Raw genomic sequence first — 24,363 nt, 5'->3', positions numbered from 1 at the left:
GGGTCGGTGCGAGGTTTGACGGCAATGGCCTCAGTCTAGGAGGTGGCCGCGCGCAGGGGAACGGCTATGTCTCGGAAGTCATTCTTCCGCACGGCGTAACAATGTCGCGGCGGCAGGACGCCGCTTCATCGGCACTGCCCATTCCTTATGCCTGGCTCGCCAACTTGTGTACGCGTGCGAAATGCTTGCGCAGACGCGGTACCGCGAAGTCGACGAAGGCGCGCACCTTGGGCACGGCCAACCGTCCTTGCGGTGTGATGACGTGAACCGGCATGGGCGGGTGTTCGTAGTCTTGCAAGACGATGCGCAGCGTGCCGTGCGCCATTTCGTCGACGATGTGATACGTCAACATTCGCGCCACGCCGTGTCCTGCGACGACCGAGGCAATCGCGGCCCGGATCGAATTGACGACCAGCCGCGGGGTGAACTGTACGATCTGCGGTACTGAACCGCGTCCTGTGGCGGGGAAGCGCCACGAGTCGATGCCGAAGTACGTCATGGACACGATTTGCTGCTTCGACAGATCCGCGGGGGACCCGATAGGATCGTGGGTCGCCAGATAAGCGGGCGAGGCGGCAATGATTCTTCGAACTTCGCCCACGTGTGTGGCCACGAGCGAGGAGTCGGGCAGGTGGGCGACGCGCATCGCGACGTCGATGCCCTCGTCGATCAGGCTCACGGGCAGGTCGCTCAACTGCAGGCGGACGACGACTTCCGGATAGCGTTCGATGAAGGCGTCCACGATCTCGCGCATGAACGTTTCACCGGCGGCCAGCGGCGCGGAGACGGTGAGCAGGCCGCGTGGGGCCGAGCGTTCCCCGGCGGCGATCACATCGGCTTCGTCCAGATCGAGCAGGATGCGCCGACATGCGGTGGCATAGCGCTCGCCTGCAACGCTCAGCTTGACCGAGCGCGTCGTGCGATGGAGCAGCGCCGTGCCGGTATGCGCCTCGAGGTAGCCGATGGCGCGACTTACCGCCGCGGCAGAGCGCCCCAGGCGCCGGGCTGCACCGGCGAGGCTTCCTTCGTCGACGATCGCGACGAAGACTTTCATGGCATCGATTCGGTCCATGAGGGATGAAAGAGAGGGAGAGGGCGCAGAGTCGATTCCGGATCGGCCGATGGACAAGATTACCCTTAAACCCGGCGTTGCGGCGACAATGGCGAGCGGACGTCCCGCCGGAGCCAGACCCTATGCTGACGGTTCACCATTTGAACAACTCGCGCTCGCAGCGCGTGCTGTGGATGCTCGAAGAGCTGGGCATTCCCTACGACCTGCGTCGATATACGCGCGACCCGAAGACCATGCTCGCTCCGCCGGCACTGCGCGAGGTGCATCCGCTCGGCAAGTCGCCGGTTGTGACCGACGGTGAACTGACGCTCGCCGAGTCGGGCGCCATCATCGAGTATCTCGCCGATCGCGACGAACTCGGGCGACTCGCCCCGCCGCGAGGCACACCTGAGCGGCTGCGTTGGACCTACTGGTTGCACTACGCTGAGGGGTCGGCCATGCCGCCTTTGCTGCTCAAGCTCGTCGCCCTGCGGATCGCGAGCGCGCCCATGCCGTTCTTCGCTCGTCCGATTGCCCGCAAGATCAGCGACACGCTGCAGTCGAGCTTTGTCGATCCGCAACTGCGCCTGCACTTCGACTACGTGAACGACGCGCTCACGAAGACCGGTTGGTTCGTCGGCGATCGCTTCAGCGCAGCGGACATCCAGATGAGTTTCCCGCTCGAAGCCGCGAGCGCGCGCGGCAACGCGCAGGGGCGCTGGCCCGCGATCGCCGATTTTCTGCAGCGCATTCATGCGCGTGATGCGTATCAACGCGCCCTGGCCCGTGGCGGACCCTATCAGTTGCCAGGCTGACAGGCGTCGTTTGCGCCGTTTTGGTGCGGACATCCCCCGATGGTCGCCTGTTTGAGCGGCACAGACGGACGATTCGGCGAATTCGTCGCGCAGAGGCTCAAGTTTCGTCGAATGCACTCGTTATACCTCCACAGAGGTACAGAGAGAGGCACCGGCCTGCCAGGCTTGCCGGCGGCAGGCTGAAGTCACGACTACACCGCAGGACGAATCGCTTAACGCGCGCAAGGCAATGTTCAAGAACCTGAGTATCAGCAAACGGCTCGCCGCCGCCTTTTCCGTCAATGTATTCATGCTGTTGGTCGTGGCGGTGGTGGCCGTGACGAAAATGGCGACGATGGATACGAATACCCAGCTCATCGTCTCCGACCTGAACAACAAGATTCTTGAATTTCATGGCCTGAAGGATCGCGCGGCGCACGTTGCCGTACTCCTGCGCGATATCGTGATGTCCGAAGACAACACGCAACTCGATGCCCGTCTGGCCAAGATCGACGAGATGCGCCAGACCAACAACAAGAGCATCGCGGGCATGGCGACGATCTTTTATACCGACAAGGGCAAGGCGCTCTACCGCACGCTGGCCGACACGAACGCGGACTATGGAAAGCAGCTCGACGCGGTCGTGGCGCTGGTTCGCAGCGGCAACTTTGCGCAAGCCAAGACCGAACTGATGGGGCCGCTGCAGAAGGCGCAGGTGGCGTATTTCGCCCCCCTCGACGGTCTGATGGAGGTCGGTAAGGTGGTCAGCGCGAAGGAAGCCGCCGATGCGACCGCCGCGTATGGATCCGCACGCCTGTGGCTGCTCGCCACAATGCTGGCGTCGGTCGTGCTCTCCGTGGTGTCGGCGGTGGCGATTACGCGCTCGGTCACGCGCCCGGTGCGCGCGGCGGTGGCGGGGGCCTCGGCGCTCGCGCGTGGCGACCTGACGCATCGTGTCAATGCCGAGCGTGCTGACGAAATCGGCCAGATGGCGAGTGCGCTCGACACAGCCGTCGAACAACTGGGCCATCTAGTGCGCAATATTCAGGGTGCGTCGGGGGCGATTGACAACGCGGCACGCGAAATTGCGCAGGGCAACACCGACCTGTCGCAACGCACCGAAGAGCAAGCGGCCTCGCTAGAAGAGACGGCAGCGTCGATGGAAGAGTTGACATCGACCGTGCGTCAGAACGTCGAACATGCGATGGAGGCGCGGCGCCTGTCGCACGAAGCGACCGGGGTGGCGGATGCCGGGGCGCAGAGCGTGCGTGCCGTCGTCGAGACGATGCAGGCAATGGCCAGCGCGTCGGCGCGCATGAGCGACATGATCAAGGCCATCGAAGGTATTGCTTTCCAGACCAATATTCTCGCGCTCAATGCGGCCGTGGAAGCGGCACGCGCCGGCGAACAGGGACGCGGCTTTGCCGTGGTGGCCGGCGAGGTGCGCACGCTCGCCCAGCGCTCCGCAGGCACGGCCAAGGACATTCGCGAATTGATCGCGGCATCGGTGCAGCAGGTCGAAGACGGCACGTCGCGCGTGGAAGTCGCGGGTCGTACCATGGACCAGATCGTCGTGTCGGTGCGACGCGTGAGCGAGCTGATCGCCGAGATCGCCGCCGCGAGCGACGACCAGGCGCGCGGCATCGAGCAGGTGGGGCAGGCTGTCACGCAGATGGATCAGGTCACGCAGCAGAACGCCGCCCTCGTGGAACAGGCGGCGGCTGCGGCGGACCACCTGCGTCAGCAGGCCGCCGACCTGGTCAACGAGACCGCGAAGTTCCGCGTGGAAAGCGACGGCAGCGCGCGCCTGGGCATTACGCCGCGTGTGCCGGCATTGGCGTTGACCGGCGCTTTGTCGTCCCGCGGCGAGCGCGGCACGACGGCGCAAGGACGACAGCGCGCGGCGGCCTGACGCCCACTGTTCCACACCCCTCGTCTTCTATCTCGCCTCAGGCGGCATTGACCGCCTTCGCGCCCAACGCGGCGTCGATGGCGGCAACGGCCGCGACCAACTGCTGTGTCAGGGCAGGTGACGCGCTCGTCATCGGCGCGCGCAGTACATCGGCCATTAGGCCCTCATGTGCAAGCCAGGCCTTCAAGGGGCCGGGATTCGCCTCGGCAAACATGAGCTGCATCATCGGCATGAGCGCATGGAACAGCACGCGCGCGACATCGAGCTGCTGCGCTTGCACCGCGCGATACAAGGCCACGAAATGCGCCGGCCGGCAGTGCGACGTCGCAATGATCGCGCCATGGCCGCCCATCGCGAGCGTGGACAGCAATTGAGCGTCCTCACCTGCCAGCACCGATAGGCGCGCGTCGGCGATGAGTGCCTGCGTGGTGTGCGCGTTGCCCGCGCAATCCTTGATGCCGCGAATGTTGTCGTGACCCGCAAGCGTGAGCAGTGTCTCCAGCGTCAGGGGGGTACCCGTGCGATACGGAATGTCGTACAGCACCACCGGCGCACGCGAACGATCCGCCAGCGTCCGAAACCAGTGGACGAGCCCGGCCTGTGCGGGCCGGATGTAATACGGCGCCGGCGTTAGCACGCCCGCCAGGGGCAGGGCGTTAAAGGCGTCCAGGCGCGCCAGCGCGTGACCCAGGTGATTGCCGGCGAGCCCGGCGATCACCGGCAGGTCGCCGACCTCGGTCAGCACGGTGTCGAGCACGGCAAGCTGTTCGGCGTCGTCAAGGGCTGCCGCTTCACCCGTCGTACCACACACGACAAGGCCGGCGATGCCCGAGCGACGATAGTGCGCGACCAGTCGACGTAATGCCGCGTGATCGACCGGCGTGTCGGCGCCATCTCTGGCGAAAGGCGTGACGAGCGGCACCCAAATGCCGCGAAAGAGCGGGGCGCGCGAGGAAGCTAGCGATTGGGGTTGGGACTGTGCGGCTTGCATAAGTGTCTCCCTGGACGTTACGTGCGAAACGAACGTACGTTGACCGGTAAGAAAACCGTTCAGCAGGACGACGGGCAATGGCAGGCGCGTGGGAAACTTCGAGGCAGGCGCGCCGGGTGAGGCAGGGCGGCGCGAGGTGAGGACTGCCGGGTCCACGTGGCTGTTCCGTCGCTCAACTGACGGAACAGCACGCCCCGGTCAGTTGAGCGACTGTTTTTTGCTTTTGACGAACGCACCCCGCTGTCCCATCGGGACAACGCGCAACCGCGGCGAGCAGGGGATTCGGAAATTCGTCATGGGCAGACTCTATCCGCTGTACGCAAGTGGCGTCAAGTGCATCGATCCGCGATGGCGCCGCAATGCGCGAGGGTCATGTCGATGTCGATCACGCCGGCATCTGCGCGGCGCGATTTAAAACGCCTTTTAATTCTTCGTTTAATCCATTCAATCGATAATCGACGTTCGGTTAACGCCGGATTGCGGTGACCGCCCCGTGGTGCGACCGCCACGGGCGCACGTTCCCGGTTGCCAATTTGAATCCGTCAAGTGACAATCGCACTCACACCCCGGAAACGCAAAACAATAATGGGCACACTGGGGCGGGGAAAACTGAAAAGTATTGAGACAAGATGGCAGCCAAAGTCGTGAAGTATTCGCGTGACGGGGTGACGTATTACGAAATTCGAGGCCCCTTGCCCGACGGTACCCGATATGAGGACCGGGTGGGATTCAGCGAGCGCGAGTTGGCATTCCGGCGTCTCGTTGCGGCGAGAATCAAGCTGCTGCGAAGTGAATACGAGACCGCGTGCCGGAACGTGCGGGCGCAATGCGCGGCAAATATCGCAGCGCCGGGGTGGCTGAAGCAACTGATTTTTTGAGGAGCGCGGGATCGTAGTGCGGCGGGGAAGCGATCGCAAGTTTTGCGTCGTCAAGGTGACGAAATATTCACATATTGAGATTGCCTTATACTGCGCGGAGCCTTCGTGTCCGTTCGAGATACATGGAATTTGTAACAAAAGACGTCTTGGCAAGCTGTATGGCGTTGCTGCTCGACGCTGTGTTTCTTGTCGACAAGGCTGGCGCTCTCGTCTATGTGAGTCCGGCCTGCGAGCGCATTCTCGGGTATACCCCGGAAGAATTGCTGGGGCGCTCGATGATCGATTTCGTCGTGAAGGAAGATCGCGAGCGCACGATTGAAGAATCGAAGTTCGTGATGGCGGGACTTCCCCGGATCGGGTTCGAAAATCGGTATATACACAAGGACGGTCATTACGTCCACATCATGTGGTCCGCCCGCTGGTCCGAAGACCACGAACTGCGCATTGGCGTGGCGCGCGACGTGTCGGCCAAGAAGCAGGCCGAAGCGCTGCAGCGCGCCACGTACTCGATATCCGAAGCAGCCCACGACGCCGCCGATATTCGCTCCCTGTGCAAGGCCGTCCACGACACGCTGGCCACACTGTTTCCGATCGAAGCCATTGTCGTGGCGACCTGTGACGCGGCACTGATGACGTGGGAGAAGGCGTATCAGTATCGCGACAGCGCCGACATCCCCTTGCTCGACTGGCCGCAGGCGCGGGGCCTCTCGGCGCAGGCTGCGCAAGCGCAACAATCGCTGTGGCACCTGATCGAAGCGGCCCCTATCGACGGCGCGGGGCAATCGATCCCCCACCTATGTACCGAACCGTTCGCGCCAGACGCGCTCGCTAGGCCCGGCGCACAGGCGTTGGTGATTTTGCCGATGCACACGGCGCGCCGTGCCGTGGGCACACTCATGCTCTACGGCCCGGCCAGCGCGCTGCGGGCGGAGGCTGCGCAGCGGCTGCTGGCGTTCGTCTGCGACCAGACCGCGTTGGCCATCGAGCGAAAGCAACTGATCGACGACCTCTACAAAGCGGCGCGATTCGATGAGCTGACCGGACTGCCGAACCGCCGCACGTTTGGCGAATTCGCGAGCGAGGCCGTGCGCCGCGCACAGCGCACCAACGGGAAGCTGGCGCTCCTGTTCGCCGATATCGACGGGTTCAAGGGGGTCAACGACAGCCTGGGGCACGCGGTCGGCGACTTGTTGCTCAAGGAGATTGGTCAGCGTATGAAGGCCGGGGTTACGGGAAGCGGCTTCGTGGCGCGTCACTCGGGAGACGAGTTCGTCGCCATTGTCCAGGATGCGGAGGTCGTCGAGCGAATCGACGTCGCAGTCACGCGTCTGCGCGCCGAGATCGAGCAGGTCATCTCCGTCAATGATGCCAGCTTGAGCGTGCGCGTAAGCGTTGGGGTGGCGGTGTTCCCCGACGACGGCGAATCGATGAGCGAACTCATCCGCGTGGCCGATCAGCGTATGTATGCCAACAAGTCCGCGCGCAAATCCGGTGGGGCCAGTTTCTTGCAGCAGTTGATCTGACGCCTGACTGACCCGCACGCCGGGGCATTCATCCCAGCGTCTGCGTTGGCCAGATCATTTCGATTTCGATGGCAATCGAGCGGGCGAGGCCGTCGAGATCCGGAAACAGCGATGCGTTCGTGACGTTCATCCGATAAAGCCATTTCATTGCGTCCGCGCGTAGCGCCAACGGCAGCACGATCTTGCGCAGCAGCGGTTCGTCGCTCTCATAGCCGTCGAGAATGCGGTGCATCGGCCGGTCGATCACGCCGGGTACCACGAATGTGCCGGATTGTGCGATCAGTCGACCGTCCATTTCTTCCGGCTCGCCGAACCAGACCACCTCGTTGTCATTGCCGAGGAAGTACTTCTCCATGTTCCCCTTGACGCGCGGATCGATCGTATCGCGGGTGAGCCACGGTGCATGACGCGGGCGAGCACGGTCGTCGTACAGTGCGGGGGTGTTGAGCGCGAAAATGGCCGAATCGCTCGTGGCGCGCTCCAGTGCAAAGAACGCGGCGACAAAGGGCGATTTCGTGAAGTCGAGCAAACGGGTCGGGGCACCATGGTGCTGCATCAGCCCAAGGCAGCGAAGATCGTCGTGCAGCAAGTCGGGCCAGGGCACATGGTTGTGCGCCTTGCGCCGGAAGATGCGGATGGCGCGTGCCTCACGGCTGCGCCACTGTTCCTTGTCCGCCACATAGGCGTGCAGGTACCGCGAGAGCGAGCTTTGCAGATGCCAGCGTGCGTCCTGCTGCCCGCGAAAGGCCCAGCCTTCGAAGCGGGAGGACAGTTCCATGAAATCCTTCCAGCTTTCGACGACGGTGGTGTCCATAGTGAGCGAAATCCTTGAGTTGGCGTGCGGCGCCGACGTGCCGCTGATCGAGCGCGTCACGACAGCGCGAGCGATGCATGGCGTCGGCCACTATAGTACGGCGTCTGTGACAGCTCAAGCGCGCGACATGCAAATGCGTCTTTCACCCGTTGGGGGACCGCTCACGCGGCGCGGGCAGGCGACAGATCGCGCGTGAGCGCCGAGAGTGCGGCGTCGGGCGTGATGTCCGACGTATCGAGCGTAACGTCGGCTAGCCGGTAGAGCGACTCACGCGCATCGAGCATGCGATGGATGTGATCGAGCGCCTCGTTGCGAAGCGCTTCGGTGGCAATGCGCGCGTCGTTTTGCTGCATCACGCGCTGGAAGTGAATTTCTGGGCGGGCGCGCAGCCACACCGTGCGAAATGCGCGGAGCACGCGCTCGTAGGTGGGCGCTTCCGAGACAATCCCGCCGCCGGTGGCGAGCACGACATGGTCGTGCTCCGCAATGATCCGCTCGATGCACTGCCGTTCGATGCGCCGCATCGCTGTCTGTCCGTAAAGCGTGATGACTTCACCGATGGCGATGCCCGCCTCGCGCTCGACCTCCTTGCCCAGCTCGATGAAGGGCGCGCCGATGGCCTGTGCCAACGCCGGGCCAAGCGTTGACTTGCCCGCGCCGCGCAAGCCGATGAGGGCAATGCGCTGCCCCGTGCGGCGCGCGTCTGCCGCGCCCGGCACGACAATCTGCCGACGCAGGCGTGCGAGCGTTTCCAGCGGTTGCTGACGGAGATACTCGACGAGGATGAGCAGATCGCCATCGTAAGCGGTGCGCTCGGCCACGAGCGCCTCCACGCGCACGTTCAGCGCATCGGCAAGCTTGTGCAGAACGGCCAGCGAGACGTTGCCGGTGCCGGCTTCCACGCGAGCGAGATAGGGGAGGGACACCCCCGATTGCATGGCGAGCTGCTTGCGCGTCATGCCCCGCTGCGCGCGCAACGTGCGTACCTGCCGAGCCAACGACGCCAAAGGCGACGATGCCCCTGCCTCGGCGTCATCGGCCGGATCTAGGGTGGGGTGGTCGGCGGGCGGTTTCGGCATCGGGCAGACAGGGAATGCAAGGCTTGCGCATAAATATACTATGAGATACCCGCCGTGTGTCCTACGTTATCCGGACTCGTCGCCAGAATGTCCGCATGGCGTGCATTAAATTGCCTGAAAACGTATTTATCCCTGTTAACCCTGAACTGCATTGCACCATCCGCGCAAAGCGGAAAATATCTTATAAGATACTTTTCATCTTTTGGAGCGACTGCAGACAATGACTTATCCCCACTTGCGCGTGCGCGTCGACGACGGCATCGCTTTCGTGACACTGGATCGCGCAGACAAGCGCAATGCGCTCAACGATGCTGCCATCGACTCGCTCGACGCCGCATTTCGCGATTTCAACGACAGCGTACGCGCCGTTGTGCTGAACGGCGCGGGAGAGCACTTCTGCGCCGGGCTGGATCTGTCGGAGAACCGTGCGCGGGACCCCATCGACGTGCTGCGGGTTTCGCAACGCTGGCACAAGGTGTTCCACGAGATCCAATTCAGCGGTCGCCCCGTGGTGGCGGTGCTTCACGGCGCGGTGATCGGCGGGGGGCTGGAACTTGCGCTTGCCGCGCATGTGCGCGTCATCGAGCGAAGCGCATTCTTTCAGTTGCCCGAAGGCAAGCGCGGCCTCTTCGTGGGCGGCGGCGCGTCGGTACGTGTGGCGCGCGTTCTCGGGCCGGACCGCATGACGGAAATGATGCTCACGGGCCGCCGTTACGATGCCGTCGACGGTGAACGCCTGGGCCTGGGCCATTATTTGACGGAAGCGGGCGAGGGACTGGCGCTCGCGACGCAACTGGCCCACGAGACGGCGGCCAATAGCCCACTGTCGAACTGGGCGACGATTCACGCGCTCTCGCGCATTCACGATATGTCCATGGCCGACGGGTTGTTTACCGAGTCGGTCACGAGCGCGTTGATGCTCGCGACGCCGGACGCACGCGAACGCATGGAACGCTTTTTGGGCCGGGTGGCACGTTAGTCGTTCCACCCCCCCTCCCTATGGAGACGAATGTGAAATACGACAACATCGAACAGATCGCCGTCATCGGCACGGGTGTCATCGGTGCCAGTTGGGCGGCTTACTTCCTGGCGCGCGGTCTGCGCGTGAGTGCCTGGGATCCGGCGCCGGGCGCGCGCGAGCGCTTGCGTGAGGCAATCGATGCGCATTGGCCCACGCTGATCCGGATCGGCCTCACGGCGGGTGCCTCGCGCGACGCGCTGACGTTCCACGACACGCTCGACGCCGCGCTCGCCGGCGCCGACTTCGTGCAGGAGAGCGGTCCCGAGCGCGAGGACCTCAAGCAAGATCTTTTTCGCAAGATGGACGCTGCCTTGCCATCGTCCGTCGTCATCGCATCGAGTTCTTCTGGACTACTGATGAGCCGTGTGCAGTCGGTCTGCACGCATCCTGAGCGCGTGGTGCTGGGGCATCCGTTCAATCCGCCGCATCTGATTCCGCTGGTCGAAGTCATTGGCGGCGAGCGGACGTCGCAGGCGGCCATCGAGACCGCCATGCAGTTCTACCGCGCCATCGGCAAACGTGCGATCCATGTGAAGAAGGAGGTTAAGGGGCACATCGCGAATCGGCTGCAGGCGGCGCTTTGGCGGGAGGCGATACATCTGGTCGACACCGGCGTGGCTTCGGTGGCCGACATCGATGACGCGATCGCCTACGGTCCGGGCTTGCGCTGGGCGGCCTTCGGTCCGTTCGTTAACCTGCAGTTGTCGGGCGGTGCGGGCGGTATCGCCCATATGCTCGAGCATCTCGGCCCGCCGATCGAATCGTGGTGGGCGGATCTCGGCGAGCCAGTGTTGACGGACGACCTCAAGGCGCGCATCGCCGCTGGCGTCGACGCCGAACTGGCCGGCCGCGGCAATGCGCAACTCGAAGCACAGCGCGATGCGGTCATTCTCGGCATTCTCGCGGGCAAGGCTTAGTCGACGCGGGCGCGGGCATCCTCGGACACACCGCCCGCGCCCCAAATTCAACGATCTATCCATTCGACGCCCCGCATTCCGGGACGCAAGGACATTGGCATGAGCAAACCGAAAGTCATCGTGACCATCGCGCCGACGGGCGGCATGGCGTACAAATCGCAGAACCCCCACCTGCCCACGCAGCCCGACGAGATCGCGCGCGACGTCTACGACTGCTACAACGCGGGCGCGAGCGTCGTGGCGATCCATGCGCGCCGTCCCGGCGACGATGGCGCCACGTGCAACCCGGCCATCTACCGCGACATCAACCGCCGCATTCGCGACAAATGCGACATCGTGATCAACAACTCGACGGGCGGCGGTGTGCACGGCGACATGATCCGCCAGGCCGACAATGGCTACTGGGAAATTCTCTGGGAAGAGCGGTTGAAGGGCATGGATGCCGGTGCCGAGATGTGCACGCTCGACGCCACCACGATCATCGCGAGCTTCGGTGGCCGGGAACTGCTCATGCATACGTCGCCGGAGCGTTCGAAACATCTCGCCATCGAGATGAAGAAGCGCGGTATCAAGCCCGAATGGGAGGTTTTCAGCCCGACGCACATCGTGCAGGACCTCGCTACCCTCACTGCTGCGGGCTTCGACGACGAACCGTTCTTTGTCAATCTGGTGCTCGGTGTGCACCGGGGATTTCAGAATGCCATGCCATACACGCCGCGCGTCTTGCAGTCGATGGTTGATCTGCTGCCCAAGGGAAGCATTTTCTGCGTGAGCGGCATTGGTCCCGCGCAACTGCCGTCGGCCATGAATTCGCTGCTGCTGGGCGGGCACGTCCGCGTCGGTCTGGAAGACAACCTGTATTACGAACAGGGGGTGCCGGCAACGAACCAGCAACTGACCGAGCGCGTGGTGCGGCTCGTGCGCGAGATGGGTTACGAGCCGGCGACACCGGCCGAAGCCCGCGACATCATGGGCCTACCTCGCAATCGCGAAGTGCTGCCGGAGTTCGCGGTGCGTTGATTCCGGCGCCGGCGCGGCATGGGGCATGGCCCCAAATACAAAAAGACAAGGAGACATGTCACATGGCGGCAAAGAGGTTCACTCACCGTTTTGCATTCTCGCGCGCCGCGCTTGGCGCAATGGCCTTCTGTGCGGCGGCGCTGTGCGTCGCGCCGCCCGCGGGCGCACAACCGCCCGGCGTCACTATCGGTGTGACGCTTTCGTCCACGGGGCCTGGCGCATCGCTTGGCATTCCGGAGAAGCAGGCCATCGGCATGCTCCCGCCCACGCTCGGAGGCGTGCCCGCGCGATATATCGTGCTCGACGACGCGACCGACCCGACCACGGCAACCAAGAACGCGCGCCGCATGGCGACGGAGGACAAGGTCGACGCCATCATCGGCTCATCGACGACGCCGGCATGTCTGGCGGTGGCGGCGGTCGCGGCCGATACGCGCACACCGCAGTTGGGGCTCTGCCCGTTCGTGCCGAGTGCGACGCAGATGCGCTACGTCTTCTCGCTGCCGCAGTCGGTCGCCGTCATGGCGGATGCGGTGCTCGACGACATGAAAGCGCATCACGTGAAGACGCTCGGCTTCATCGGCTTTTCCGATTCTTACGGAGAGGCGTGGCTCAAGGACATTCAGGCACGCGCGGTTGCACGGCAGATTCAGGTCGCGCCGGTCGAGCGCTACGCTCGCAACGACCAGTCGGTGACCGCACAGGCCCTCAAGTTGATGTCGGCCAACGTCGACGCCGTGCTCGTCGCGGCCAGCGGCACGCCGGGGGCCTTGCCGATGAACACGTTGCGCGAGCGCGGCTACAAGGGGCGTATCTACCAGACGCACGGCGTGGCCAACAACGACTTTCTGCGTGTCGGGGGCAAGTCTGCCGAGGGCGTGATTCTGCCGGTAGGCAACATTCTCGTGGCCGAGCAACTGCGCGCGGACCACCCCGGGCGTGCCGTGGCCGTGGACTTCGTCAAGCGTTACGAGGCGCAATACGGGGCGGGTTCGCGCAATCTGTTTGCCGGCTATGCCTACGATGCTTATCTGGTGCTCGACCGAGCGGTGGCCGTGGCGACCAGGCAGGCGCAACCGGGCACGCAGGCGTTTCGGGACGCCTTGGTCGCGGCCATTGAGCAGACCCGTGGTTTGGCGGCAACCCACGGGATGATCAACGTCAATGCACAGGACCATTCGGCGTATGGCGAAGATGGTCGCGTGCTCGTTACGGTGAAAGGCGGCAAGTGGACGATCAATTGAGCGCGGCCGTGGCCGGTGCGCGCCGATTGGCCCGGCCCGATATCGAGCGCGAGACGCGTGCCGACGGCAGCTTCGTGATTCGTTCACGGACGCCGCTGGGCGAATTCGCGCGCAGCCCGGCCGACTGGCTCGTGCAATGGGCCGCACGCACCCCCGATGCGGTGTTCCTCGCGCAGCGGCATGCGCCCGGGGCGGGCGACCGCTGGCGCCAGGTGAAGTATCGCGACGCACTGACCATGGCGCGCGGCGTCGGGCAGGCGTTGCTCGACCTCGACGTGCCTCGAGATCGACCGGTTGTGATCCTGTCCGACAATAGCGTCAACCACGCACTGCTGGTACTCGGCGCGATGATGGTGGGTCGTCAGACGGCCATCGTGTCGTCGGCCTATTCGCGCGTGGCGAAGGACATGGGCAAGCTGCATGGCATCCTGGCGCGTCTCGACCCGGCGCTCGTCTACGTGGAAGATGGCGACGCCTATGCGCGCGCGCTGGCGGGGGCGCCTATCCGATGCCCGATCGTCGCGACCGACTGCCAGCGGGCAGACTGGCTGTCCTTCGAGACGCTCGCCGCCACGGCGGCATCGCCCGCTGTGGCGGCGGCGTTTGCCAAGGTGCTTCCGGAAGACACCGCCAAATTGCTGCTGACCTCCGGCTCCACAGGAAAACCGAAGATCGTCGTCAACACGCATCGAATGCTCGCCGCGAATCAGCAGATGATCGCGCAATGCTGGCATTTCATCGACGAGGCGGCACCGGTGGTGGTCGATTGGCTGCCTTGGAGTCATACGTTCGGGGCGAATCACAACTTCCATATGGTGCTGCGCAATGGTGGCGCGTTCTATGTCGATGACGGCCGCCCCGTGCCGGAGTTGATCGGGCGCTCCGTCGAGAATCTTCGCGATGTGTCGCCCACGCTGCACTTCAATGTGCCCAAGGGATTCGAGGCGCTCGCGCCGTTTCTGGAAGCGGACGACGCGTTCGCCGCGCGCTTCTTCGGTCATCTTCAAGCGCTGTTTTACGCGGCGGCGAGCCTGCCTCCGGCGGTATGGCAGCGGTTCGAACGACTGGCGTCGAAGCATTGCGACACATTGCCATTCTTCACGTCGGCGTGGGGGGCGACGGAGACGTCGCCATTGATCACCAGTGTGCATTTTCCGATTACGGGCGCAGGCAATATTGGCGTACCGGTGCCGGGCAATGAACTCAAGTTCGTGCCCAGTGGAGACAAGCTGGAGATGCGCGTGCGCGGGCCGTCGGTGTTCGAACGCTATGCGGGCGATCCGGAGGCAACGGCCGCCGCGTTCGATGAGGAGGGGTTCTACCGGACCGGAGACGCGGGCCGCCTGTGCGATCCGGACGATCCCGGGGCGGGCGTGATATTCGACGGTCGCGTCTCTGAAGATTTCAAGCTGACGAGCGGGACATGGGTGTCGGTCGGTGCGTTGCGTTTGCGTGCCGTGAGTGCGCTGGCACCGTACGCGTCGGATGTGGTGATCGCGGGGCACGACCGTGATGAGATCGGATTACTGATCTTCCCGAGCCCCGCAATGCGCGCCAAGCTGTCATCGGACGACGCGCTGCACGAGGGCAAGGCAATGGCGCTGCACGACGATGTCCGGGCGTGGGTGGCAGGTGCGCTCGCACAACTGGCACAGGACGCGGGCAGTTCGCAGCGTGCCGCCCGCGCGGTGATCCTGGCGGCGCCGCCGTCGCTCGAGCAAGGCGAGATCACCGACAAGGGCTACGTCAATCAGCGCGCCGTGCTGACCTTGCGCGCCGACGACGTGGCTCGCCTTTACTCGGACTGCCCGTCGGTCATTCGGTTGCCGGTGGCGTGACATTGACGCGCGCTACCGCGCCCCGGGGGTCGGATGTGCCGCCGGCGTGCTGTCTGAAGGCCCGCCACCTGGCAAGCATCCGAGCCCTTCGAGCGTGGCGCTCAGCGCGACGTCCAGCGGCGTATGAGGCTCGTGCCCGAGCGTCGCCACGAGTCGCGTGTTATCCATGCGCACGGGCTGCAGCCACAGATAGCGCATTTCACGCAGCTCGCGAAGCGTCGTGACGAAGGGCGATGCCGCCCAAACGAGCCACCACGGGAATCGACGGAGTTTGACGTCGACACCGTGTCGCGCCATGACGCGAGTGATCGCGGCCGCCATCTGAGTGCCGTCGGCATCCCAATGCCCGGCCATGTGGAAGGTGGCGAAGGCGTCGAGCGCATGACGACGCTCGATGAGCATGACCATCGCGCGGCCGACGTCGGGCAAATAGGACCATTGATGACCCACGCCGGGTGCGTTGGGCACCTGGACGACGCGCGCGATCCGACCCGGCTTCACCAGTCCTTGTCCAAACCAGCTATTGCGTGATTGCGCACCAAAAAAATCGCCGGCGCGAACGATGATCGTCTGCACGCCGTGCCGACTCGCGTCGCGCAGACGGGCTTCCATCGTCGCGCGGATGCGGCCCTTGCGTGTGCGCGGCCGCTGCGCGGCGTCATCGAGCAGGACCGGGAATGTCTCGGTGCCGTAGTTGTAGACCGTGCCCGGCAGAACGATAGTGGCGCCATGCATCGTGGCGGCCGCGAGCGTGTTCTCGAGCATCGGCAACACTTGCGTGTCCCAGTGGCGATAGCCGGGCGGGTTCACGGCATGCACGATCACCTCGCAGTCGCGTGCCGCCGCGAGGACGTCGCCGGTCTGCATGGCGTCGCCGTCGAGCCACTCGATGCCGGCGGGCGATGCAGCGGCACGCGGCGCACCGCCGCGACGCAACGCGCGCACATGCCAGCCGGCGGCGAGCAACTGACGCGCGACTTCACCGCCGATGCCACCGGTCGCCCCAAGAACCAGCGCGCGAGAGATTTTGTGTTGGGACCCGTAGTGCATGATGCCGCTCCTTGAATGTTGTCGGTGACGCCATTCTCCGCGCGAGGCAATTCAATTAAAATTACCTAAAACCATCTATCGGCTATACATTTTTGTATGATGACGCCACTGAACTGGGATCTCTGCCGGACGTTTCTCGCTGTGCTGACCGAGGGCTCGCTCTCCGGCGCGGCGCGTACGTTGGGCATTACGCAGCCGACGGTCGGCCGTCATATCGCCTCACTGGAGGCGATGCTGGGGCAAACGCTCTTCACGCGTTCGCAGACCGGCTTGCTGCCCACCGATGCGGCGGCATCGTTACGACCCCATGCGCAGGCGATGCAACACACCGCGCAGGCATTCGAGCGGGCGGCGGCAAGCCAAGGGGAGGGGGCGAACGGCGTCGTGCGCCTCTCGGCGAGCGAGGTCGTTGGCGTGGAGGTGCTGCCACCGATCCTGAGCGCGCTGCGACGCGCCCACCCGCAGCTCGTGATCGAACTGGTACCCACGAACCGCATTCAGGATCTGCTGCATCGCGAGGTGGATATTGCCGTGCGAATGGCGCCGCCACAGCAGGACGCGCTGATGGCGCGTCGCGTCGGAAACATCGACGTCGGCCTGCATGCGCGCGACGATTACCTGGCGCACTACGGCGTGCCGACATCGCTGGCCGATCTCGCGCATCACACGATGATCGGCTTCGATCAGATGACGCCGTTCATCCGCGAGGCCACACGGGGCATGCCCGTCTGGTCACGCGATAGTTTTGCGTTTCGCGCCGACAGCGATCTGGCGCAACTGGCCATGATCCGGGCAGGCTACGGCATCGGTGCGTGTCAGGTGCCGCTGGCGCAACAAGATGTCCGGCTCGTGCGCGTGCTGCCCGATGCCTTTCGCTTCTCACTGCAAACGTGGGTCACGATGCACGAAGACTTGCGTCAGAGTCCGCGCTGCAAAGTCACCTTCGACGCGCTCGTGGCAGGATTGACCGCCTATATGGCCGAATAAGGCGGCTGTCCAAAGGCATATCGGACATCGGCGGAGATCTTTATTGATATACAATATATCAATAACATCAACGATCACGAGACAATCTCCTCGCTATGTTCGACCCTTCGTTGTTTGGACGAATGTCACCGGACGTGCTGACGTCCGCCTCTCCCGACGTTGGCGCAGCGGTGCCTGCGCCGACGTCATCCGGCGCGGCCTTGCTGTCCCCCTGGCCTTCCGGCCGTCACTCGCTTGGGTTGAGTGAGCAGCGTGACACTGTGCTTTACGTGCCGCCCGATCTCCCCACCGACACCGCCGTTCCTCTGTTTGTCATGTTTCATGGCGCGGGCGGCTTTCCGGAAAAAGTGTTGCCGTTCATTGAGCCGCATGCGCAGCGTCACAAGTTTCTCGTGCTCGCACCGCATTCGACCTTTCCGACGTGGGACATCGTGATCGGCGGCAACGGCCCCGATCTGGAGCGTCTTCAATCGGCGCTGCGCGAGGTCGCCAGCCGGTATCGCATCGACACAGGGCGTGTGGCGTTCGCGGGCTTTTCCGACGGGGCGAGTTACGCCTTGTCCATCGGGGTGACGAACGGCGACATTGCGACCCATGTGATCGCGTTCTCGGGCGGCTTCATGTCCATCTTCGTTCAGGAAGGGCAGCCCCGCGTCTTCATCGCGCACGGACGCGCCGACGAACAACTGCCCATCGAGACAAGCGGCCGCCAAAACGCCAGCAAGCTCGCGGCGGCGGGCTACGACGTGCAATTCGTCGAGTTCGACGGACGGCACATCATCGAGCCGGACGTCGTGGCGCGTGCCGTCGACTTCTTCCTCGCCTGACACGCGCCTTGCCACGGGGCAACGTACGCACGGGCCATACGCCTTACGGGGAGTGCCGTTCATGGATTTCGAAATTCCCGAGTCACTGATTCATCCGCTGCTGCAACTGATCGGCACTGATTCAACGCTGGGCAAACAGTTGACGGCTTACGGCGTGTGTCGCGGCAACCTGCGAGTGTCGAGCCACTGGTTCGACGCCAAGTCGCTCAATACGCTCTACGTGCTGTGCAAGACGCAGAACGAACGGGCGCTGATGTTCCAGATGCTCGCGCTCGACAACGTCTTCAATGCCCCGCAGGCGCGGGTGATCCCAAGTCTGGACAAGCTGGTGCCGGGCCTCGTCGCCTATCTGGCGCGCGACGTCATCGATGGCTGGCTGTACCAACGTCACCGTGACGGTGCGTTGCTGCCGTGGCTCGTGCGCCGCTTGCGCTATGTGGAGCCGGAGCAAGGATCGCCTTATGTCGTCATGGACATGCTGGCGAACACGATGCAGTCGGCCAATTCCAATCTGACGGAGCATCGCCTGCGCCGCTCGGGCATGACCACGTCGCTCGTGTTCACGCGCGACGACATCGCCAATCGCACCATTCCCGAGCTGCTCGCCGAGTTCGGTTTCTACAAGGAGTGCGCCGAATTCAAGCGCGAATACGAACAGCATGCGCAGCGGTTTCTGCGCGTGCAGCGTGCCTTCGGCGCGCAGTTCGTACTGCGCCGCGCGGCGTTCTCCGTCGATGCAAAAGGCGCGACCGAGTTGATTCGCGTGGTGGACGGCGCGGCAGCGAAGTGCGTGAACGACGAAGAGCGCCTGGAGCGCAATTTCGAGATGGCGTGCGATGCGGACTTCTGGCGCAACGCCGAGGTCGCGCAGGGGTTCGAGACCATTCCGCTGCATTGCTATGTGCACGTGTTCCACCTGGACTGGCACCGCAACCTCTGGGTGCATGTGCAGAACATGACCGAGTATGCGTATCAGCCGGGGCTGCGGGACAAGCTCGTGCTGCCGGCGCATCATCACGACCTGATCGACATCCTGACATCGAACATGGAGGTGATGATGCCGGACTTCGTGCCGGGCAAATCGGGCGGTGCGACCATCCTTTGCCAGGGCGCCCCGGGACTCGGCAAGACGCTCACGGCGGAGATCTATTCCGAAGTCGTCGGCAAGCCGCTCTACCGAGTGCATTCGGGGCAATTGGGGACGACGGCGGCGTCGGTCGGGGCCACGCTCATGAGCATTCTGCGTCGGGCCATGCGCTGGAATGCCATTCTGCTGCTCGATGAGGCGGACGTGTACATCCGTCGGCGCGACAACGATCTGGAGCACAACGCCATCGTCGCGGAATTTCTGCGCTCGCTGGAATACTTCCATGGCCTGTTGTTCATGACGACCAACCGGAGCGGCGACGTCGACGACGCCATTTTGTCGCGCTGTATCGCCACGATCCATTACGAGACGCCATCGCCGTCGCATGCGCGTCGGCTCTGGCGGATGCAGGCCGATCAGGTCGGTGCGCCGCTCGACGACGCGCTGATCGAGTCGCTCGCGAGCCGTTACCCGAACGCGAGCGGACGCGACATCAAGGAACTGATGAAGCTGGCGAGCCGCTATTGCAAGGTCAAGGGCACGCCATTCACGGAAGATGTATTCCGGCTGTGCGGGCTGTTCCGGGGGTATGAAGGCTGAGGTGTCGGGCGTGCGTCAGCCCCGCAGCATGGCGATATGCGGGAAAACTAGAGGCGCGCCCAGGCGCCGGTCTGGCTATATTGGGGGCGGACCGGCACCGACGTCACGGTGTGCTGTCGATGGGGCGAGCGCCCCGTTCGCGAGCGCGTGAGGGCGTAACGTCGCCGCGCCGCTGCGGCAGTCCGTTGCCGGCCAAGGAGACGAAGTGGAGACGCATGGAGAGCTGCACCGGGCGATTCTGAACAACATTCCGGACCAGGCCTGGCTCAAGGACACCGAGTCGCGCTACATCCTCGTCAACGACGCTTTCCTGGTGGCTTGCGGCCGCACGGAAGCCGAGATCATCGGCAACACGCCCGACAAGGTCTGGTCTTCGGAATGGGGGAAGGTCTACCTCGCCACCGACAAAGCGGTCGTGGCCAGCGGCGAACGCCGGCGCTACGAAGAGAGCCGGCCGGGGGCCGACGGCGCGCCGCGCTGGTTCGACACCGTCAAGATGCCGGTTCGCGACGCGGCTGGCCGTATCGTGGGCACCGTTGGGATTTCTCGCGACATCACCGACCGCAAGCGCTCCGAAACGGCATTGCTCGACTCGCGCGCGCAACTGCGTCAGCTCTCCGCCTATCTGCAAACGGTGCGAGAAGCGGAACGCACGCGACTCTCGCGCGAACTTCACGACGAACTCGGGCAGTCGCTGGGCGGCCTTCGGCTGGGCCTGAGCTACCTGGACACGCAACCCGTTGCGTCGCCGGCCGATCGGTCCGCCCATATCCAGATGCTCAAGGACCTGGTCGACGAGACCATCGACGCGGTGCATCGCATCGCGGCCGACCTTCGGCCCGCCGTGCTCGACGAGCTGGGCCTGCACGCCGCGCTGGAGTGGCTGACCGAATCGTTCGCGCAGCGGCATGGGTTGCCGTGCGAGCTGGACATGCCGGAAGCGGTGACTACGCGTCTCGACAGCGAATGCAGCACGGCGATCTTCCGTATCGTGCAGGAGTCGCTCACGAATGCCAGCCGACATGGGCAGCCGTCGCAGGTGCGTGTGGCGCTCGAGCTGCGCGACGGCGATTGTTACGTGAGCATCGCGGACGATGGCCGGGGCATGGACACTGCACGGGCCGGGGACGGTCAGCGCCTCGGTCTGATGGGCATGCGCGAACGCGCGCTGATGCTGGGCGGTGCGTTCGAGATCGAAAGCGCCCCGGGACAGGGAACCCGCGTGCGGGTGAGAATTCCTGCGCGCGCACCTGCGGCAGGGTTGACCGACGATGATGCCGCCAACGCAATGAACGCAACGAGCCCGGCGACCCCATCGAACCTCACGGACCTCACGGACCTCACGGACCTCACGAACCTAATGAACCTAACGAACGAGAGGGAGTGGTGATGCGTGTCATGATTGCCGACGACCACGCGATCATTCGCGATGGGCTGAAAAAGATCATCTCGATGGCACCTGACATGTGCGTGGTGTCGGAAGCCGTGGACGGCGCGGATGTCCTCAACCGGCTTCGCCTGATCGCCGTGGACGTGCTGCTGCTCGATATGTCGATGCCTGGCAAGAGTGGCATTGCCCTCATCGCGCAGATCAAGGCAACGTATCCGGCGCTCCCCATACTCGTGCTCAGCATGTACCGCGAATCGCAATACGCGGTGCAGGCCATCCGCGCCGGGGCCGCCGGCTATCTCACCAAGAACGCCGAGTCGGAACAGTTGATGAGCGCCATCCGGCGCGTGGCACGCGGCGGCACGGTCGTCTCGCCCCTGGTCGCGGACAAGCTCGTGCGTCAGTTGCAGCAACCGGCCGAGGCGTTGCCGCACAGCGGGCTGACGGCCCGCGAATTCCAGATATTCCAGATGCTGGTCGAGGGCCATGGCATCAACGAGATCGCGCGCTGCCTGTCGCTCTCGGCCAAGACCGTGAGTACGCACAAGGCCAATATCCTCACCAAGATGGACATTCCGTCGACGGCGGGCCTCGTGCTCTACGCCATCGAACACGGCTTGATCGTCGCCGGCACCGACGCCTGATCCCACACGCGACCCACGCCCCCAACGCGCAAGACATTCCCGACGCGATCATCGGCCACACGCATTCCCCCTCGGTTTCGCTTGCTGCACTGCGTCTAGGGAAATTCTTAGACGAAAACCAGCAAATCCCGATGCCCCGCCCGCGGGCACTCCCCTAATCTTGCTTCAAGCCCCGAAGGCGGGGCACCGACTCACTGCCACCCGGCCGGCGCTTGCCAGCATTTCATTCAACCCTGAGACGTAAGGAGACCGCACCATGCATGTGGACCTGCTGATCAAACACGTGTGCGTGCGCGACGATGCGCCGCTCGTGGACATCGCCATCAAAGACGGACGCATCGCTGCGATGGAGCCCGGCATCGACGCCAGCGCGACCGAGGAGATCGACGCGCAAGGCCGCGCGGCGATTCCCGGGCTTATCGAGGCGCACCTGCATCTGGACAAGGCACTGCTGCATCGCCGTCTGCCCGCACGCTTCGGCACGCTCGACGAGGCCATCCGCGTGACCGGCATTCTCAAGAGCCGGCAGGAGCGCGAGGACGTGCTCGATCGCTCGCGTCAGGTCCTCGACATGGCGATCAAGAACGGCACCGTCGCGGTTCGCGCCCATCCGGACGTTGACCTGATTCAGGGGCTGATCGGGGTCGAGACGCTGCTCACGCTCAAGGATGAGTACCAAAGCTTGCTCGATCTGCAGATCGTTGCGTTCCCGCAGGAGGGCATTCTCAAGTCTGCGGGCACCTACGAGCTGATGATCGACGCGCTGCGCATGGGGGCGGATGTGGTCGGCGGATGCCCTTACAACGAGCTGAACTGGGAAGACACCAAGCGCCATATCGACATCGTGTTCGAGCTGGCGCAGCGCTTCGATGCGCCCATCGACATGCATGCGGACTTTGCCGACGACACCAGCGATCAGCGTTTCGCGGCCATCTCGTACATTGCGCAGCGCACGATCGATACCGGCTATCAGGGCCGGGTCTCGCTGGGGCACGTGACCAGCCTGGGTGCGCTCGACAACGACGAACTCGCGCCCGTGATCGAGCAGATCCGTCTTGCCGGCATCAGCATCGTCACGCTGCCCGCGACCGATCTTTATCTGGGTGGGCGCAAGGACGTGCAGAACCCTCGGCGGGGTCTCACGCCCGTCAAGGCGTTGCATGCCGCAGGCGTCAACGTGGCGTATTCGTCCAACAACGTGCGCAACGCCTTCACGCCGTTCGGCAAGGCCGACATGTTGCAGATCGGCAATCTGCTCGCGCACGTGGCGCAATTCGGCGTGCCGGAGCACCAGCAGGCGATTCTGGACATGGGCACGCATAACGCCGCGCGTGCCATCGGACTCTCGCACGACTATGGCATCGCCGTGGGCAAACAAGCCGATCTCATCATTCTCGACACGTTCAAGGTGGCCGATGCGCTGCTCGACATCCCGCCACGCCTGTGGGTGATCAAACGCGGCCGAATCACGGTCGTGACGCAGCATCACTGCGAGATTCACCGGCATTCCTGTTGTTGCGCGTAATGCAGTTCTCATCACACTCAAGGAGACACTCATGAAGAAGCTGCCTGCGGAAGTCGTTGCCTCGTTACTGGCCGTCACCACCATCCCGATCGCGATGCTGCCGCTGCATTTGCCGCCCTGGGCGATCTTTATCAGTTGGGCCGCCACCTTTGCCATGGGGGGACCCACGTTGGTGAACCTAAAACGGATCTGGGCGACGCTGCCGGTGGGCGCGTGCTTCGCATGCCTCATCGTGCTGGGGTTCAAGCAAGCGGGCGCCCAGTTCAGCGGTAACACTCTTGTCGCCGCGGAGATGGTGATTCTTTTCGCGGGCAACGGCTCGATGATGGCGCTGGCCCGCGTGTTCCCGGCACTGAATTTCATTCCGGGCATGTTCTTCGGGTTCGCGACGTACTTCGCCACGCTGTTCGGCGGCTTCGGCCCGGTGGCACAGGACCCGTTGGCGGCACTCGGGGCGGCCGTCGCCATGAACGCCCTCGGCCCGGTCTACGCCTGGGTGAAGGAGCGCTTCTCGGCCCCGGAAGTGACGCATCAACGCCACTGGAAGGGCTGGAAGGCGGAAGTCTGACGCAAGCCTGCCGTTTCGCGCATCCAGCCGGGGCGGCGGCACGGTGCGAGCCGGTTCCGGCTCGACGCACGGATGGGATCGGGTCGAAGCGTCTGCCGGTGTCGGGCGCGCTTCGCCTTCCAATGACATTGTTTGGGGAGACGGACGGCATGACGTTCGCACAAGACATGGCCGATGGGCTGACCACGACACCTCCGGTCGCGACTGGCGACACCGCCGGCAGCACCACGCGGCGAAACTTCCTGCGAGGCACAGCCGCATTGGCCGGTAGCGCGGTGCTGCCCGCGCCGGCGGCCGACGCGGCCCAAGCCGCCCACAGCGACGCACGAGCCGACGCCGGCCCGCGCCTTGCGCAATCGACGCGGGGCATGGTCACCAGTCCGCACGCGCTGGCCAGCGAGGCGGGACTCGAAGTGCTTCGCGCGGGCGGCAACGCCATTGAGGCCGCGATTGCCATCGGCGCGGTGCTGAGCGTGACGTATCCTCACTTCACCGGTCTGGGCGGCGACGCCTTCATGGTGATCAGCGACCGCGAAGGCAACGTGCGTACGCTCTCGGGCATCGGACAAGCCGCCGCACAGGTGCCGGCCTACCGCGGTGCCA

General features: G+C 64.3%; 23 protein-coding genes. 18 read left to right on the top strand and 5 right to left on the bottom strand.

What is annotated here, in order from left to right:
* Nucleotides 1-145: 145 nt before the first annotated feature.
* Nucleotides 146-1,072 carry a LysR family transcriptional regulator gene (locus A985_RS0104385; RefSeq protein ID WP_017232196.1) on the bottom strand — a complete coding sequence of 309 codons (927 nt, stop codon included), beginning with the start codon at nucleotides 1,070-1,072 and terminating at the stop codon, nucleotides 146-148.
* Nucleotides 1,073-1,194: 122 nt separating this feature from the next.
* On the opposite strand from A985_RS0104385, the gene A985_RS0104380 reads away from it, so the two are divergent.
* Both A985_RS0104380 and A985_RS0104375 read left to right on the top strand, forming a co-directional pair.
* Complete coding sequence (locus tag A985_RS0104380) at nucleotides 1,195-1,866, top strand: glutathione S-transferase (RefSeq protein ID WP_017232195.1); 672 nt, start codon at nucleotides 1,195-1,197, stop codon at nucleotides 1,864-1,866.
* Nucleotides 1,867-2,095: 229 nt separating this feature from the next.
* Nucleotides 2,096-3,757 (top strand): methyl-accepting chemotaxis protein, encoded by a 1,662-nt coding sequence (locus A985_RS0104375; protein ID WP_017232194.1) that lies wholly within the window; start codon nucleotides 2,096-2,098, stop codon nucleotides 3,755-3,757.
* 37 nt (nucleotides 3,758-3,794) lie between these two features.
* Here A985_RS0104375 and dapA read toward each other — a convergent pair whose 3' ends face one another.
* Nucleotides 3,795-4,748, bottom strand: a complete 954-nt coding sequence (gene dapA / locus A985_RS0104370) for a 4-hydroxy-tetrahydrodipicolinate synthase (RefSeq protein ID WP_017232193.1) — start codon at nucleotides 4,746-4,748, stop codon at nucleotides 3,795-3,797.
* A gap of 629 nt (nucleotides 4,749-5,377) precedes the next feature.
* Between dapA and A985_RS0104365 the strand changes: the two genes are divergently transcribed.
* Together A985_RS0104365 and A985_RS24190 are read left to right on the top strand one after the other, a co-directional pair.
* Nucleotides 5,378-5,626 (top strand): hypothetical protein, encoded by a 249-nt coding sequence (locus A985_RS0104365; RefSeq protein ID WP_017232192.1) that lies wholly within the window; start codon nucleotides 5,378-5,380, stop codon nucleotides 5,624-5,626.
* Between the two features lie 122 nt (nucleotides 5,627-5,748).
* Nucleotides 5,749-7,149 carry a bifunctional diguanylate cyclase/phosphodiesterase gene (locus tag A985_RS24190; protein WP_039829859.1) on the top strand — a complete coding sequence of 467 codons (1,401 nt, stop codon included), beginning with the start codon at nucleotides 5,749-5,751 and terminating at the stop codon, nucleotides 7,147-7,149.
* 28 nt (nucleotides 7,150-7,177) lie between these two features.
* Here the strand turns inward: A985_RS24190 and A985_RS0104355 are convergent, their stop codons facing one another.
* Nucleotides 7,178-7,927 carry an FRG domain-containing protein gene (locus A985_RS0104355; RefSeq protein WP_232424515.1) on the bottom strand — a complete coding sequence of 250 codons (750 nt, stop codon included), beginning with the start codon at nucleotides 7,925-7,927 and terminating at the stop codon, nucleotides 7,178-7,180.
* Here A985_RS0104355 and A985_RS28440 point away from each other — a divergent pair.
* Nucleotides 7,926-8,159: a hypothetical protein gene (locus A985_RS28440; RefSeq protein WP_198288655.1), complete on the top strand. Its 234-nt coding sequence runs from the start codon at nucleotides 7,926-7,928 to the stop codon at nucleotides 8,157-8,159. The genes A985_RS0104355 and A985_RS28440 overlap by 2 nt on opposite strands.
* On the opposite strand, the gene A985_RS24185 is transcribed toward A985_RS28440, so the two are convergent.
* Entirely contained in the window at nucleotides 8,125-9,042 is a 918-nt protein-coding gene (locus A985_RS24185) for a helix-turn-helix transcriptional regulator (RefSeq protein ID WP_083902187.1), read from the bottom strand. The two genes, A985_RS28440 and A985_RS24185, sit on opposite strands and share 35 nt — an antisense overlap.
* Nucleotides 9,043-9,262: 220 nt before the next feature.
* Here A985_RS24185 and A985_RS0104345 point away from each other — a divergent pair, with 220 nt between their 5' ends.
* From A985_RS0104345 to A985_RS0104325, 5 genes are all read left to right on the top strand, one after another.
* The gene (locus tag A985_RS0104345; RefSeq protein WP_017232188.1) at nucleotides 9,263-10,021 is read left to right on the top strand and encodes a crotonase/enoyl-CoA hydratase family protein; all 759 of its coding nucleotides are present in this window, start codon (nucleotides 9,263-9,265) and stop codon (nucleotides 10,019-10,021) included.
* A 20-nt stretch (nucleotides 10,022-10,041) separates the two neighbouring features.
* On the top strand, nucleotides 10,042-10,980 hold the full coding sequence (locus A985_RS0104340) for a 3-hydroxyacyl-CoA dehydrogenase NAD-binding domain-containing protein (protein ID WP_039829858.1): 939 nt from the start codon (nucleotides 10,042-10,044) through the stop codon (nucleotides 10,978-10,980).
* 99 nt (nucleotides 10,981-11,079) lie between these two features.
* Nucleotides 11,080-12,000 (top strand): 3-keto-5-aminohexanoate cleavage protein, encoded by a 921-nt coding sequence (locus A985_RS0104335; RefSeq protein WP_017232186.1) that lies wholly within the window; start codon nucleotides 11,080-11,082, stop codon nucleotides 11,998-12,000.
* Nucleotides 12,001-12,062: 62 nt separating this feature from the next.
* Nucleotides 12,063-13,244, top strand: a complete 1,182-nt coding sequence (locus tag A985_RS0104330; RefSeq protein ID WP_017232185.1) for an ABC transporter substrate-binding protein — start codon at nucleotides 12,063-12,065, stop codon at nucleotides 13,242-13,244.
* Complete coding sequence (locus A985_RS0104325; RefSeq protein WP_017232184.1) at nucleotides 13,229-15,082, top strand: feruloyl-CoA synthase; 1,854 nt, start codon at nucleotides 13,229-13,231, stop codon at nucleotides 15,080-15,082. The genes A985_RS0104330 and A985_RS0104325 overlap by 16 nt, the downstream gene beginning before the upstream one ends.
* Before the next feature lie 12 nt (nucleotides 15,083-15,094).
* On the opposite strand, the gene A985_RS0104320 is transcribed toward A985_RS0104325, so the two are convergent.
* Nucleotides 15,095-16,132: an NAD(P)H-binding protein gene (locus tag A985_RS0104320; protein WP_017232183.1), complete on the bottom strand. Its 1,038-nt coding sequence runs from the start codon at nucleotides 16,130-16,132 to the stop codon at nucleotides 15,095-15,097.
* 96 nt (nucleotides 16,133-16,228) lie between these two features.
* Between A985_RS0104320 and A985_RS0104315 the strand changes: the two genes are divergently transcribed.
* The 8 genes from A985_RS0104315 to A985_RS28435 form a co-directional block, all read left to right on the top strand.
* Nucleotides 16,229-17,119 (top strand): LysR family transcriptional regulator, encoded by an 891-nt coding sequence (locus A985_RS0104315; RefSeq protein ID WP_017232182.1) that lies wholly within the window; start codon nucleotides 16,229-16,231, stop codon nucleotides 17,117-17,119.
* Nucleotides 17,120-17,214: 95 nt separating this feature from the next.
* A complete protein-coding gene (locus A985_RS0104310; RefSeq protein WP_026131644.1) occupies nucleotides 17,215-17,946 on the top strand; it encodes an alpha/beta hydrolase in 732 nt (243 codons plus the stop codon).
* Between the two features lie 61 nt (nucleotides 17,947-18,007).
* The gene (locus tag A985_RS0104305; RefSeq protein WP_017232180.1) at nucleotides 18,008-19,633 is read left to right on the top strand and encodes an ATP-binding protein; all 1,626 of its coding nucleotides are present in this window, start codon (nucleotides 18,008-18,010) and stop codon (nucleotides 19,631-19,633) included.
* A 205-nt stretch (nucleotides 19,634-19,838) separates the two neighbouring features.
* Nucleotides 19,839-21,023, top strand: a complete 1,185-nt coding sequence (locus tag A985_RS0104300; protein WP_017232179.1) for a PAS domain-containing protein — start codon at nucleotides 19,839-19,841, stop codon at nucleotides 21,021-21,023.
* On the top strand, nucleotides 21,020-21,667 hold the full coding sequence (locus A985_RS0104295; RefSeq protein ID WP_026131643.1) for a response regulator transcription factor: 648 nt from the start codon (nucleotides 21,020-21,022) through the stop codon (nucleotides 21,665-21,667). The genes A985_RS0104300 and A985_RS0104295 overlap by 4 nt, the downstream gene beginning before the upstream one ends.
* Before the next feature lie 256 nt (nucleotides 21,668-21,923).
* A complete protein-coding gene (locus A985_RS0104290; protein WP_017232177.1) occupies nucleotides 21,924-23,192 on the top strand; it encodes an amidohydrolase family protein in 1,269 nt (422 codons plus the stop codon).
* A 31-nt stretch (nucleotides 23,193-23,223) separates the two neighbouring features.
* The gene (locus A985_RS0104285) at nucleotides 23,224-23,760 is read left to right on the top strand and encodes a DUF1097 domain-containing protein (protein ID WP_017232176.1); all 537 of its coding nucleotides are present in this window, start codon (nucleotides 23,224-23,226) and stop codon (nucleotides 23,758-23,760) included.
* Between the two features lie 149 nt (nucleotides 23,761-23,909).
* Nucleotides 23,910-24,363: gamma-glutamyltransferase (locus A985_RS28435; protein ID WP_039829857.1), on the top strand; the 454-nt coding region annotated here is incomplete at its 3' end.

Origin of the sequence: Pandoraea sp. B-6 (genome assembly GCF_000282835.1) — a bacterium.
Lineage (GTDB): Bacteria > Pseudomonadota > Gammaproteobacteria > Burkholderiales > Burkholderiaceae > Pandoraea > Pandoraea cepalis.
The sequence above is the reverse complement of the archived record's forward strand: the minus strand, read 5'-3'. Positions and strand labels throughout refer to the sequence as shown.

Bases quoted from the DNA above. Each gene is read 5' to 3' on its own strand.
- A985_RS0104345 (WP_017232188.1), top strand. From the start codon at position 9,263: ATGACTTATCCCCACTTGCGCGTGCGCGTCGACGACGGCATCGCTTTC.
- A985_RS0104380 (WP_017232195.1), top strand. From the start codon at position 1,195: ATGCTGACGGTTCACCATTTGAACAACTCGCGCTCGCAGCGCGTGCTG.
- A985_RS0104375 (WP_017232194.1), top strand. From the start codon at position 2,096: ATGTTCAAGAACCTGAGTATCAGCAAACGGCTCGCCGCCGCCTTTTCC.
- A985_RS0104305 (WP_017232180.1), top strand. From the start codon at position 18,008: ATGGATTTCGAAATTCCCGAGTCACTGATTCATCCGCTGCTGCAACTG.
- A985_RS0104310 (WP_026131644.1), top strand. From the start codon at position 17,215: ATGTTCGACCCTTCGTTGTTTGGACGAATGTCACCGGACGTGCTGACG.
- A985_RS0104330 (WP_017232185.1), top strand. From the start codon at position 12,063: ATGGCGGCAAAGAGGTTCACTCACCGTTTTGCATTCTCGCGCGCCGCG.
- A985_RS0104355 (WP_232424515.1), bottom strand. From the start codon at position 7,927: ATGGAACTGTCCTCCCGCTTCGAAGGCTGGGCCTTTCGCGGGCAGCAG.
- A985_RS0104385 (WP_017232196.1), bottom strand. From the start codon at position 1,072: ATGGACCGAATCGATGCCATGAAAGTCTTCGTCGCGATCGTCGACGAA.
- A985_RS0104315 (WP_017232182.1), top strand. From the start codon at position 16,229: ATGATGACGCCACTGAACTGGGATCTCTGCCGGACGTTTCTCGCTGTG.
- A985_RS24185 (WP_083902187.1), bottom strand. From the start codon at position 9,042: ATGCCGAAACCGCCCGCCGACCACCCCACCCTAGATCCGGCCGATGAC.
- A985_RS0104335 (WP_017232186.1), top strand. From the start codon at position 11,080: ATGAGCAAACCGAAAGTCATCGTGACCATCGCGCCGACGGGCGGCATG.
- A985_RS28440 (WP_198288655.1), top strand. From the start codon at position 7,926: ATGAAATCCTTCCAGCTTTCGACGACGGTGGTGTCCATAGTGAGCGAA.
- A985_RS0104365 (WP_017232192.1), top strand. From the start codon at position 5,378: ATGGCAGCCAAAGTCGTGAAGTATTCGCGTGACGGGGTGACGTATTAC.
- dapA (WP_017232193.1), bottom strand. From the start codon at position 4,748: ATGCAAGCCGCACAGTCCCAACCCCAATCGCTAGCTTCCTCGCGCGCC.
- A985_RS0104340 (WP_039829858.1), top strand. From the start codon at position 10,042: ATGGAGACGAATGTGAAATACGACAACATCGAACAGATCGCCGTCATC.
- A985_RS0104290 (WP_017232177.1), top strand. From the start codon at position 21,924: ATGCATGTGGACCTGCTGATCAAACACGTGTGCGTGCGCGACGATGCG.
- A985_RS0104285 (WP_017232176.1), top strand. From the start codon at position 23,224: ATGAAGAAGCTGCCTGCGGAAGTCGTTGCCTCGTTACTGGCCGTCACC.
- A985_RS0104320 (WP_017232183.1), bottom strand. From the start codon at position 16,132: ATGCACTACGGGTCCCAACACAAAATCTCTCGCGCGCTGGTTCTTGGG.
- A985_RS24190 (WP_039829859.1), top strand. From the start codon at position 5,749: ATGGAATTTGTAACAAAAGACGTCTTGGCAAGCTGTATGGCGTTGCTG.